Genomic DNA, 11678 nt, shown 5'->3' with positions numbered 1-11678 from the left:
CCCAGATGCCAGGGCACGAATTCGTGGTCGCCCAGGCCCAGCGCCTCGCTTTTGGTGGGCTCGCCCGAAGCGTGGCGCAGGATCTGTTCGAAAATCCGTTGCCCCATCTGCGCAACGTCAAGTTCGCCGTCGAGGATGGCGCCGCAATTGATGTCCATGTCTTCTTCAAGGCGCTTGAACATCGGCGTGTTGCTGGCCAGCTTGATGGTGGGCGCGGGCTTGGAGCCGAACATCGAGCCCCGGCCGGTGGTGAAGCAGATCAGGTTGGYGCCGCTGGCGATCTGGCCGGTGGATGCCACCGGGTCATAGCCGGGGGAGTCCATGAAGACAAAGCCGTTCTGGGTGATCGGTTCGGCATATTCGTAGACGGCCTGCAGCGGCGTGGTACCGCCTTTCATGGCCGAACCCAGCGACTTCTCGAAAATGTTGGCAAGTCCTCCCGCCTGGTTGCCATGCCCGACCACGCCGTTGAACTGCGCGTTCTGGCCCGCCGTGTACTTTTCCCACCAGGCCAGCCGGTCCAGCAGCTTCTGCCCCACTTCGGGCGTGACGGCGCGGCGGGTCAGCATGTATTCGACGCCGTGAATTTCAGGCGTCTCGGACAGGATGGCGGTACCGCCGTGGCGTACCAGCACATCCATGGCCGCGCCGAGGGCCGGGTTGGCCGTGATACCCGAAAAGCCGTCCGAGCCGCCGCACTCAAGCCCGATCTTCAAATGACTGGCGGGAACTGCCTGACGCCGGGCGGCATCCGCTTCTGGCAGCATTTCATAAATAGCGGCGATACCAGCCTCTATCGTGGCACGGGTGCCGCCGATCTCCTGCATCACCATCGTGCGCATGAGCTTGCTGGTCTCCAGGCCTTGCGACTCCACCAGCGACGAGACCTGGTTGCGCTCGCAGCCCAGGCCGACGATCAACACACCGGCCAGATTGGGATGGCGCGCGTAGCCGGCCAGAGTGCGGCGCAGCACATCAAAATGCTCGCTGGGGGAAGACATGCCGCAACCGCTGGTTTGCGCAAAGGCGGCCACGCCGTCCACATGGGGAAAAGCTGCCAGCCGTTCGGGGGTGAAGTGGGCGGCAATATTTTTGATGACAGTGGCAGAACAGTTGACCGAAGACAGGATGCCAATGAAATTGCGGGTGCCCACGCGGCCGTCCGGGCGCACAAAGCCCATGAAAGTGGCGCGCTCGGCTTGCGGCACATAGTCCACCGGCCGAACGTCCCGGCCGAAAGCCGGGTCGCGTTCAAAGTCCACCAGTGCCATGTTGTGCGAATGCACGTAGTCACCCGCCTCGATGTCGCGCGCAGCCACGCCGATCACCGTGTCGTACTTCAGGATGCGCTCGCCCTCCGCAATGCGGCGGGCCGCGATCTTGTGCCCGGCGGGCACCTGCGCGCGCGCGCGTGCGCTGATTTCGGGCAACTCCTGGCCCAGCGACAGCACGGTTTTGGCGACCAGCACGTTGTCGTTGGCATGCAGGCGGATCAAGGGGCTGACGGCAAGGGAAGTGATGAAAGGGGCGGTAACGGTCATGGTTCAGTTCAGCGTTCGGGCCAAGGTTCTAGCTCTTCATCAGCTCCCTGAGCTTGAGCTTGTCGATCAGGGCTGTTTCTTTCTGGTACATGCCAGCGACGTACTTCTCGTAGTCAGGCCCGTCCAGGTAAAGCACCGGCGCATCGATCCTGTCGGCCACCTGCTTGAACTCGGGGCTGGCCACGGCCACACGGAAGGCCTCGCGCAGCTTCATCGCGATGGCCGGCTCCAGGCCCTTGGGCGCACCAATGCCGTTGGGTGCATCCACCACGACGTTGTAGCCCAGTTCCTTGAGCGTAGGCGCGTCCTTGAACCGCGAGGCGCGGCGTTCGCCCCAGGTGGCCAGCAGCCTGAGCTTGCCCGCCTCGACATGTGGCGCCCAGGAACTGGAATCAGCCAGCAGGTCCACATGCCCGCCGAGCACGGCCTGTAATGCCTCGGCGCCGCCCTTGTAGGGAACATGATTGAACTGGATGCCGGCGGCAAGCGCGAACTCTTCCATGCCCACATGCGTGGCGCCGCCGACGCCCGCATGGGCATAGGTCACCTTGCCGGGATTGGCCTTGGCAAAAGCCACCAGTTCCTGCAGCGACTTGAAGCGCGATTCAGCGGGGGCAGCAATACCGAAAGTCTGGCCAGAGGTGCGGGCCAGATAGGTCAGGTCCTTGAGCGGGTCCAGCTGTAGTGTGCCCAGTTGCGAAAAACGTGTGACGGAAATAGGGATCTGGCCGATGGTGTAGCCGTCGGGCTTGGCGGAGGCCATGGACTTGGTACCGATCATGCCGGACGCACCCACCTTGTTCTCCATCGCAATGGCCTGGCCCAGCACGCGCGAGGCGACCTGGCACAGGGCGCGCATGGACTGATCGGCAGTGCCGCCGGCAGGCCACGGGCAGATAAAGGTAATGGGCCGCTCGGGGTAGCCCTGGGCCAAGGCGCACAAAGGTTTTACCAACGCTGCAGCAGCGGCCACGGCGCTGCCGATCAGCAGGCTGCGGCGCCTGGCGTTAAACGAAAAAGGGGAAACCTGGGGGGAAGTCTTCATGGGGTTTGTCTGCCTCTGGGTGAATGTGTTGCTGCTGCATTGGTGGCAACCGTGGCGGCTGCGTGACTGCATTTCTTGTTGCCCCGATTCTTGCCATGTTCTTCATAACAATCCAATCGAATAATGGAATTGCTTCATAGCCTTTGGGTTAACATGATTCATGACCCAGATTGACCGTGTCCTGCGTTCCAACATCAAGCTGCGCCACCTGCAACTGGTAGTGGCGCTGGACCAGTTCCGCCACCTGGGCCGAACCGCCGAGTTCCTGTCGGTCAGCCAGCCCGCCGTGTCGAAAATGCTGGCCGAAGTCGAAAGCATGCTTGGGCTGGCCCTCTTTGACCGCTCCACCCGCGGCACCGAACCGACCTCCAGCGGCGAGGCCATCGTCCGGTTTGCCCGTTCGGTGCTGGCCGAGTACGAGCGCACGCGCGATGAAATCTCCGCCGTGGCCAGCGGCGCGGCGGGACGCACCCGCGTGGGTTCGATGGTGGTGGCGATGCCGGTGCTGCTGGCCGGCGCCGTCAAACTGCTCAAGCAGCGCTCGACCCTTGCGACGGTGCTGGTGGAAGAAGGCGACCTGACGCGGCTTTTACCCCGGCTTCGCATGGGCGAACTGGACCTGTTCGTCGGCCGCCTGGAGCCCGGTTATGCCGCCCCCGATCTGGTGACGGAGGCCTTGTTCGACGAGCCCATGGTGGTGGTGGTCAAGCGTGGCCACGCACTCGCGCGCAAGAAAAATCCAGGCTGGAGCGATCTGGCCGGCATACCCTGCGTGCTGCCCCCGCCCTGGGCATCGCTGCGCGTGAAGATCGAACAGACCTTCTTTCGCCATAGTCTGAATCCGCCCACCGACATCATCGAAACATCGTCTTTCCTGGCGCTTAGCACCTTTGCGCAACAGCGTGACGCGGCCGGCTTCCTGGCGCGCTCGGTCGGCTTGCACTTCCAGCGGGAAGGCCTGCTGGATGTCCTGCCTATCGAGGTTCCGATTGAACTCCCGCCTGTCGGACTCATCACCGTGCGGGGACGGCGGCTGACACCCAGCAGTGAGCAATTGATGGACTGTCTGCGCCTGACGGCGGAGTCCGCCCGGCAGCCTGCTCTGCGACCCAAGGGCCGCAAACCCGCGGCACACAAGCGGTGAAGCGCGGCGTAAGCCGGAGCTGAGTGCTCTTCTTCCGGTCCCGGAAAAAACCGGGCGGCGCTTTTAGCGAAAGCTGCCGGCCCGCTACGCGGCCCCGTCCTTCGGACGCAGACTTCAGACTGCGCTGAAGTCTGGCCGGCGCTTTTAGCGAAAGCTGCCGGCCCGCTACGCGGCCCCGTCCTTCGGACGCAGACTTCAGACTGCGCTGAAGTCTGGCCGGCGCTTTTCCATAAAGGCGGTGAAGGCTTCGCGCGCAGCGGGTTCGCCCAGCATGCGGCCAAAGCTCGCACCCTCTTCGGCCATCCGCTCGGCCACCACGGTGGCGTTGCCTTTTTTCATGAGGCGCTTGGTTTCCATCAGCGCGCTGAGCGGTTTGGCGACCAGCTTTTGCGCCTGCCGCTGGGCCAGCGCATTGGCTTCGGCGGGCGGCACGATGCGGTTGATCAGCCCGATTTCCAGTGCGGTCTCGGCCATGAAGGGTTCGCCTAGCAGCAGTGCCTCGGCGGCGCGCGGGTAACCCATGAGCTGCGGCACCAGAAAGCTCGACGCAGCTTCAGGACACAGGCCCAGGTTGACGAAAGGCATGGAAAATGCGGCGTTGTCGCCCGCATAGACCAGGTCGCAATGCAGCAGCAGCGTGGTGCCTATGCCGACTGCGGGTCCGCACACAGCGGCTATCAGCGGTTTGGGAAAGCTGCTGATGCCGCGCAGGAAACGGAAGACCGGCGAATCGGGCGTTGAAGGCGGCTTGTTCAGGAAATCGCCGATATCGTTACCGGCGGAAAAAATCGTTTCATGCCCCTGGATCACCACCACACGCACGGCTGCATCGTGGTGGGCCGACTCCAGTGCGTCGGCCATGGCGCCATACATGGCGGAGGTGATGGAATTTTTTTTGTCCACACGGTTGAGCGTGATGGTCATCACGCCCGCGTCGACGTGGCTCAGGATTTCGGGAATGCTGCCGGTGGAAATAGGGGTGGGAGTGTTCATGTGTTTTCCGTTAAGACGCAAGTGTAGGGGCCAGCCATGCATGCTGCCCCCGCGGGCCTATTCTTTGTAATAAACAACCTGCGTACTGGTAGCCAGCAGTACGCCCGCTTCGCTCCACAGCTGCGCGGTCTGGTCAAAGAAACCATTGCGAAAGGCCTGGGCCCTGGCTTGCCCCAGCAAATAGCCTTCACCGCATTCAGCCAATTGCCGGCCGTCGGCGTGGAAGTACGTGGTGATCGACACCGTACCGGCGGGTACACGCGTGGCACGGCGCAGCCAGACCCGCGGATAGAACACGTCTGACATGGCCGCCAGTGCCGGGAAGTCGAGCGGCCGCGGCGGGTCGTCGCGCACCCACAGCTGCGTGAGGCTGTCTACKCCGCTGCCGTCCCAAACCTGCGGTATGGCGCCGCGCACCGGCCGCATGTCGTAGCGATTCGTCCATGCGGAGGTCGAAAACCGCAGCCTGCCTGAAGCGTCGGCCAGCGTGACCGCGGGCATGGGTGTGTCGTTGGCACTCCAGGTCTCGCGGCGCGCAGCCGTAACGGCTGTGGCGGTCATCACAGCGCCTCCGGCATCGCCGTCCTGCGACAACTCCACCAGCCAATGCTGGGTGGAACGGTTGGTGCGAGCCGGCCTGGCCGTGACGGTGAACGGGCCTTCTGCCATGGCCGCTGCGTAGTTCACAGTCAGCGCCACCGGCTCGCCCAGCAGGGCCGGGTGCAACAGGATGGCACGCAAGGCTGTGGCCGCTGTGGTTCCGCCGAACGGCCCCACCATGTTCCAGTATGCGGGGCTGCTGTGACCCAGCCAGGTGTGGGGCCTGTCGCTGCCGGCGGCTTCCAGCCTGAGCGCGTCGTCAAAAGAATGCGTGCTTGTCATGTCGGCAGGTGTGATGGAGCTTTCCGGTTCAAACCGGGGCTTTGGCGGCACCGGTCATGCCGTCGATGATCTGCTGGGCACGGGGCCACAAGGTCTGGTTGAACTGTTCCCGGAAGAAGCCAAAATGCCCGATGCGCCTGACCTTGAGATCTGCCGGCGCGATGCGTTCAAAGCTGCGCGGTGCATTGCTGTACAGGTTGATGAGGTTTTGCGTGCCGCGCCAGGTCATCAGCTCGTCATCTGTCATGGACAGCGCGGTCACCGGAAAACTGACCCGCCCATAACTCAGCCGCGCGCTTTCTCCCTCGGCCCCCACGCTGTAGTGCGGATCCAGGCACCACTTGCGCCACTGCAGCATCACGCCGGCTGGCAGGTCGCCAACTTTCTTTAACCTGCGCCCGGGGAAATAACCACAAAGGCGCGTGGCCAATGGCACCAGCACATACCAGAAGTACAAAATCAGGCGCCTGAGCTGCGGTGCGTTGTCGCGCCAGTACCCGCTTCCTGCCGCGATGCTGACGAGGCCATCGATCTTGTCCTGATTCTTCAGGAAACCCGGCAGCTGCGCGCCTAGGCTGTGACCCAGCAGGTAAAGCGGTGCATCCGGCAAGGCTGCCTTGGCGGCATCCACCACAGCCTCATAGTCGGCGGCCCAGTCGAGCAGGTCGGCCTTGAAACCACGCAGGCTGCCGCTGGCGGTGTTGGGCAAGGACTCGCCCGAACCCCGGTAGTCAAAAGTGGTGACGCAAAAGCCCTGGGAAGAAAGCCACTGCGCAAACGGTGCGTAATAGTCTTGCCGCACCCCCATGGCGCCACCGATGACCACGCTGGCACGCGCAGGCGAAGAAGGCGCATAAACGCGAGTGGACAGTTGCGCCGTGCCTGAACTGAGGATCTGCATCTGCATCACATGCTCCTGGAAATGGATGAACTGAACTCGGGCACGCGCATCACGCGTGAAGGTGTTGCACCAGTTGGGGCCAGAAGCTGGCACGCAGCTTGTCGCGAAAGTAGCCGAAGTGGCCTATATGCCTGACACCCAGATTTCCCGGGTCAAGGGTCATGCATTGCACCGGTTCACGTCGCGCACCGAACAAGGCCACAAACCGGTCTGACGACCACTGTGAAAAGACCTCGTCATCGCTTGAGTTGAAGTAGGTGATGGGCGTCTGCACGCGTTCAAAACGTTCACGCTGATGGGCATCACGCGCCAGGTAGTCCGGATGGCGGCACCAGCGCGTCCATTGCCGCATCACACCTGCGGGAATGTTGCCAACCTTGCGCAGTTTCCGGCCCGGGAAATAACCGAACAACGGTACCAGCAAGGGCGCCCAGATCTGCGTGGCGGCAAACAGGCCCCAACGCGGCACCGCTTTGCGCAGGCGCGGCCAGTAACCGCTGCCACTGGCAACCAGCACGGCACGCTGAAAGAAGTGCGTAGTTTCGGAGCTGGCAAACAATTGCCCGCCCAGGCTGTGCCCCAGGTAGTAAAGCGGAAGGTCCGGCACACGTTGCCGCAGGAACCGGGCAGCGGCGCTCACGTCCTGCTGTCCCCAGGTGTCGAAGGTGGCATCGGTGGACGCCACGCGCTCACCGCCGGAGGCAAAAGTGCCGCGGTAATCGAGTGTTAGCACGGTAAAGCCTTGCGTGGCCAGCCAGCGGGCGAAGGGCTCGTAATGTTGCTGGGGCGTGGCCATTGCACCGGCCAGCAGTACACCGCCGCGGGCCTCGCCTCCCGCGAGATCCGCTGCAAACACCGTCGCTGCCAGCGCCCAGGAGTCCTGGGTCAGAACCGTGATTCGCTCCATCTTCTGTCTCCAGTCAGGAAAAGCCCAGTCTGCCCCGCAGCTGCCATAACCGCTGCCGCAAGCGCGACAGTGGGGCCGCCGCCGACGGCCTTACACGCGCTCGAAAATACCCGCAGCGCCCTGACCCATCCCCACGCACATCGTGACCATGCCGTACTTGAGCTGGTGGCGATGCAACGCATGGATCACCGTCGCGGCGCGGATCGCACCGGTCGCGCCCAGGGGATGGCCCAGCGCGATCGCGCCGCCCATGCGGTTGACCTTGCTGGCATCGAGCTTGAGCGTGTTGATGACGGCCAGCGACTGCGCAGCAAAAGCTTCATTCAGTTCGAACCAGTCGATGTCTTCCTGCTTGAGGCCGGCGTAGCGCAAGGCGGCAGGAATGGCTTCGATGGGGCCTATGCCCATGATCTCGGGCGGCACACCCTTGGCGGCGTAGCTCACAAAGCGGGCCAGCGGCTTCAGGCCGAAGTCCTTGACCGCCTTTTCGCTGGCCAGCACCAGCGCACCCGCGCCGTCCGACGTTTGCGAACTGTTGCCGGCGGTGACCGAGCCGCGCGCGGCAAACACCGTCTTGAGTTTGGCCAGGCCTTCGAGCGAGGTGTCGGGGCGCGGGCCTTCGTCCAGGCTCACCGTGCGGGTCTTGGCGACGACTTCACCGGTTTCCAGGTTGGCGGTGCGGTCGGTCACTTCGACGGGCGTGATCTCGTTGGCGAATTCGCCAGCCTGCTGCGCCTTGATGGCCTTGAGGTGCGACTCGAGTGCGAACTGGTCCTGCGCTTCGCGCGAGACTTTCCATTGCTGGGCGACCTTCTCGGCCGTCAGGCCCATGCCATAGGCGATGCCGACGTTCTCGTCGTTCATGAACATACTGGGCGAGAGCGAGGGCGAGTTGCCCGACATGGGCACCATGCTCATACTCTCGGTGCCGGCGGCGATCATCACGTCGGCTTCGCCCACGCGGATGCGGTCGGCCGCCATCTGGATGGCCGACAGGCCGGAGGCGCAAAAACGGTTGACGGTGATGCCGCCCACGCTGGTGGGCAGGCCCGCCAGCACCGCGCCAATGCGTGCCACGTTCAGGCCTTGCGGGCCTTCCGGGATAGCGCAGCCGCAGATGATGTCTTCAATCGCCTTCGGATCCAGCGAAGGCACTTGCGCCAGCGCCGCCTGCAGCGCCTTGACCAGCAGGTCGTCGGGCCGCATGTTGCGGAAATAGCCGCGGCCCGAGCGCCCGATGGGCGTGCGGGTGGCGGCGACGATGTAGGCTTCCTGGACTTGTTTGGCCATGATGGTTTCCTTCAATTTCTCAGTTAACTTTTCCGTGGGCCGGAGGGAATCCAGGCCCAGACAAATTCGCATTCGACCGGGTTGATACCGGCTTCATCGGTCACGATGACCGGCACGGTGACTTCACCCTTGTCGCTCGCCTGCATGGCCGCGCGCTGCTCGTCGCTCAACGTGGCCACGGCGCGCAGAGCGCCAGTGGCGCGCTTCTTGAACGCCATCTTCAGCTCCTTGGCCAGCGGAATGCAGTCGTCGCGCACATTCATGCCCACCACCATGCCGGTGGCGGTTTCGGCCAGCAAGTTCATGGCCGAGGCATGCACGCCGCCTATGTGGTTCTGCACCTTCTTCTCGTTCCTGATGCCGATCTCGACCCGGCCCGTGCCCATTTCGATGAAGTCCAGGCCGGCGGTGCCGGTGAATGGCACAGCGCGGCGCAGCACCACGCTGCGGAACCAGCCCCGGGCAAACGCCGGTACTTCCTCAAGCCGCTGCAGTTGCCGCGCCAGGCGGTTGGGTTGTTGGTCGTTCATGAACTTCTCCCGGCCAGCAAACGCCGCGGAACCGGCTTTGCCGGGCCGCAGGCGTTGCCCCCTGCAAGGGGGAAAGGCGCTACACGCAGTGAGTGTCCGATGGGGGTGTTCATCAGTTTCTGACGGGCTTGCCCGTACTCATCATGCCCATGATCCGCTCTTGCGTTTTCGGGTGTTCGAGCAGCGAGCAGAAGGCCTTACGCTCCAGCGTCATCAAATACTCTTCCGTCACCAGCGTGCCGGCATCGACATCACCGCCGCAGACCACACCCGCGATCAGGCTGGCGATATGGAAGTCATGCGCGCTGATGAAGCCGCCGTCGCGCATATTGACCAGCTGGCCCTTGATGGTGGCCAGGCCGCTGCGGCCCACCACCGGGAACTGGCGCTTGTGCGGCGCGCGGTAGCCCGAATTGAACAGTGCGCGCGCCTCGTTGAGCGCCACGAACAGCAGCTCGTCCTTGTTCGGCACGATCACGTCGCTGTCGAGCAGGTACCCGATCTTGCGGCTTTCGATGGCACTGGTGCCCACCTTGGCCATCGCGGCGGCCGTGAAGCCTTCGGTGAGGAAGGGCAGGATGTCCTTGTTGGTTGAAGTGCTCGCGTTCTCGGCGGCACGGCGGGCAATGTAGGCCAGGCCACCGGCGCCGGGCACCAGGCCCACGCCGACTTCGACGAGGCCGATATAGCTTTCCATCGCAGCCACGCGTTTGGCCGAATACACTGCCATTTCGCAACCGCCGCCCAGCGCCAGGCCGCGGATCGCCGACACCACGGGAACCGCCGCGTAGCGCAGCTTGAGCATCACGTTCTGCAGTTCGGCCTCGGCCCCTTCAATCGCCTTGGCGCCGCCCATCATGAAGGCGGGCAGCATGGCCTGCAGGTCGGCGCCGGCCGAGAACATCTCGTCGTTGGACCAGATCACCATGCCCTTGTAGCTTTTCTCGGCCAGGTCCACACCCATCGCCAGACCTTCGGCCACGTCCGGGCTGATGGCGTGCATCTTGGTCTTGATGCTGGCGATCAGTACGTCGCCTACTTCACCATTGACGCCGTCCAGCGTCCAGAGGCGGATCGCGTCGTCTTCATGCAGCGTGGTACCTGCCGTCTCAAAAGCAGGCGCCTTGGCGCCGAGCACGTCTTCGGGGAAGAACTGGCGCTCATAGACCGGCAGCTTGCGGCGCGGGATGAATTTTTGGGCCGAGGCGCTCCACGAGCCTTCGGCCGTGTGCACGCCACCGGCGTCGGCCACCGGGCCCTTGAACACCCAATCCGGCAGCGGCGCTTTGGACAGCGCCTTGCCGGCGTCAATGTCTTCCTGGATCCAGGTGGCGACCTGCTTCCAGCCGGCCTGTTGCCACAACTCGAAGGGGCCTTGCTTGGAACCAAAACCCCAGCGCATGGCGAAGTCGATGTCGCGCGCGGTTTCGGCAATGGTTTCAAGGTGCACGGCAGCGTAGTGGAACTGGTCGCGCAGGATGGCCCAGAGGAAACGCGCTTCCGCGCCTTCGGCTTCGCGCAAGAGTTTGAGGCGCTCGCCCGCAGGTTTTTTCAGCATGCGGCCGACGACTTCATTGGCCTTGGCGCCGGCGGGCACGTATTCCATGCTCTCGGGGTCCAGGCGCAGGATGTCGCGGCCCTGTTTTTTGTAGAAGCCGGCGCCGGTCTTCTGGCCCAGGCTTTTCGACTCGAGCAGCTTGGCCAGCACAGGCGGCGTGCCGTAGACGTCGGAGAACGGATCTTCCACCTTGCCGGGGCCAAGGTTGTCTTGCAGCGTCTTGATGACGTGGGCCATGGTGTCCAGGCCCACCACGTCGGCGGTGCGGAAGGTGCCGGAGCTCGCGCGGCCCAGCTTCTTGCCGGTCAGGTCGTCGACCACGTCGTAGCTGAGCTTGAAGGTCTCGGCTTCCTTGATGGTGGCCAGCATGCTGGCAATGCCCACGCGGTTGGCGATGAAGTTGGGCGTGTCGTGGGCACGGATCACGCCCTTTCCCAGCGCGCTGGTGACAAACGCTTCCAGGTCGTCCAGCACCTTGGGTTCGGTGGTCGGCGTGTTGATCAGCTCCACCAGCGTCATGTAGCGCGGCGGGTTGAAGAAGTGAATGCCGCAAAAGCGCGGCTTGATGGATTCAGGCAGCGCCTCGCTGAGCTTGGTGATCGACAGGCCCGAGGTGTTGCTGGCCACGATGGCGCCTTCGGCAATGAAGGGCGCGATCTTGTGGTACAGGTCGGTCTTCCAGTCCATGCGCTCGGCAATCGCCTCGATGATGAGGTCGCACTCCCTGAGCAGCTCCATGTTCTCTTCGTAGTTGGCCTGCTGGATCAGCGCCGCGTCTTCGGGCACACCCAGCGGCGCTGGCTTGAGCTTCTTGAGGCCTTCGACCGCCTTGATGACGATACCGTTCTTCGGGCCGTCCTTGGCCGCAAGGTCGAACAGTACCACCG

General features: G+C 63.8%; 10 protein-coding genes. 1 reads left to right on the top strand and 9 read right to left on the bottom strand.

Annotated features, from left to right (window positions below; all coding sequences use genetic code 11):
- Together AC1D1X_RS06355 and AC1D1X_RS06350 are read right to left on the bottom strand one after the other, a co-directional pair.
- The coding region (locus AC1D1X_RS06355; RefSeq protein ID WP_477697990.1) for a UxaA family hydrolase at positions 1–1541 on the bottom strand (1541 nt) is incomplete at its 3' end.
- Between the two features lie 28 nt (positions 1542–1569).
- Positions 1570–2586: a tripartite tricarboxylate transporter substrate binding protein gene (locus tag AC1D1X_RS06350; protein WP_477668462.1), complete on the bottom strand. Its 1017-nt coding sequence runs from the start codon at positions 2584–2586 to the stop codon at positions 1570–1572.
- Between the two features lie 160 nt (positions 2587–2746).
- Between AC1D1X_RS06350 and AC1D1X_RS06345 the strand changes: the two genes are divergently transcribed.
- Complete coding sequence (locus AC1D1X_RS06345; protein ID WP_477668463.1) at positions 2747–3730, top strand: LysR substrate-binding domain-containing protein; 984 nt, start codon at positions 2747–2749, stop codon at positions 3728–3730.
- Between the two features lie 195 nt (positions 3731–3925).
- Here the strand turns inward: AC1D1X_RS06345 and AC1D1X_RS06340 are convergent, their stop codons facing one another.
- The 7 genes from AC1D1X_RS06340 to AC1D1X_RS06310 form a co-directional block, all read right to left on the bottom strand.
- Positions 3926–4723, bottom strand: coding sequence for an enoyl-CoA hydratase (locus AC1D1X_RS06340; protein WP_477668464.1), 798 nt, complete (start codon positions 4721–4723; stop codon positions 3926–3928).
- 57 nt (positions 4724–4780) lie between these two features.
- Positions 4781–5605 carry an acyl-CoA thioesterase gene (locus tag AC1D1X_RS06335; protein WP_477668465.1) on the bottom strand — a complete coding sequence of 275 codons (825 nt, stop codon included), beginning with the start codon at positions 5603–5605 and terminating at the stop codon, positions 4781–4783.
- Between the two features lie 28 nt (positions 5606–5633).
- Positions 5634–6512 carry an alpha/beta hydrolase family protein gene (locus AC1D1X_RS06330; RefSeq protein ID WP_477668466.1) on the bottom strand — a complete coding sequence of 293 codons (879 nt, stop codon included), beginning with the start codon at positions 6510–6512 and terminating at the stop codon, positions 5634–5636.
- 43 nt (positions 6513–6555) lie between these two features.
- The gene (locus tag AC1D1X_RS06325) at positions 6556–7413 is read right to left on the bottom strand and encodes an alpha/beta hydrolase family protein (RefSeq protein WP_477668467.1); all 858 of its coding nucleotides are present in this window, start codon (positions 7411–7413) and stop codon (positions 6556–6558) included.
- 90 nt (positions 7414–7503) lie between these two features.
- Positions 7504–8703 (bottom strand): acetyl-CoA C-acyltransferase, encoded by a 1200-nt coding sequence (locus AC1D1X_RS06320; RefSeq protein WP_477668468.1) that lies wholly within the window; start codon positions 8701–8703, stop codon positions 7504–7506.
- Positions 8704–8726: 23 nt separating this feature from the next.
- Complete coding sequence (locus AC1D1X_RS06315) at positions 8727–9233, bottom strand: DUF4442 domain-containing protein (RefSeq protein ID WP_477668469.1); 507 nt, start codon at positions 9231–9233, stop codon at positions 8727–8729.
- A gap of 112 nt (positions 9234–9345) precedes the next feature.
- On the bottom strand, positions 9346–11678 hold a 2333-nt coding region (locus tag AC1D1X_RS06310), incomplete at its 5' end, for a 3-hydroxyacyl-CoA dehydrogenase/enoyl-CoA hydratase family protein (protein ID WP_477697989.1).

It is taken from the genome of Polaromonas sp. P1_G4 (assembly GCF_056405475.1).
Note: the sequence above shows the minus strand (reverse complement) of the source record. Positions and strands in the feature narration are given on the sequence as shown.

Excerpts from the sequence above, each read along its gene's own strand:
- AC1D1X_RS06350 (WP_477668462.1), bottom strand. The coding sequence starts at position 2,586 with ATGAAGACTTCCCCCCAGGTTTCCCCTTTTTCGTTTAACGCCAGGCGC.
- AC1D1X_RS06345 (WP_477668463.1), top strand. The coding sequence starts at position 2,747 with ATGACCCAGATTGACCGTGTCCTGCGTTCCAACATCAAGCTGCGCCAC.
- AC1D1X_RS06340 (WP_477668464.1), bottom strand. The coding sequence starts at position 4,723 with ATGAACACTCCCACCCCTATTTCCACCGGCAGCATTCCCGAAATCCTG.
- AC1D1X_RS06330 (WP_477668466.1), bottom strand. The coding sequence starts at position 6,512 with ATGCAGATGCAGATCCTCAGTTCAGGCACGGCGCAACTGTCCACTCGC.
- AC1D1X_RS06325 (WP_477668467.1), bottom strand. The coding sequence starts at position 7,413 with ATGGAGCGAATCACGGTTCTGACCCAGGACTCCTGGGCGCTGGCAGCG.
- AC1D1X_RS06320 (WP_477668468.1), bottom strand. The coding sequence starts at position 8,703 with ATGGCCAAACAAGTCCAGGAAGCCTACATCGTCGCCGCCACCCGCACG.
- AC1D1X_RS06315 (WP_477668469.1), bottom strand. The coding sequence starts at position 9,233 with ATGAACGACCAACAACCCAACCGCCTGGCGCGGCAACTGCAGCGGCTT.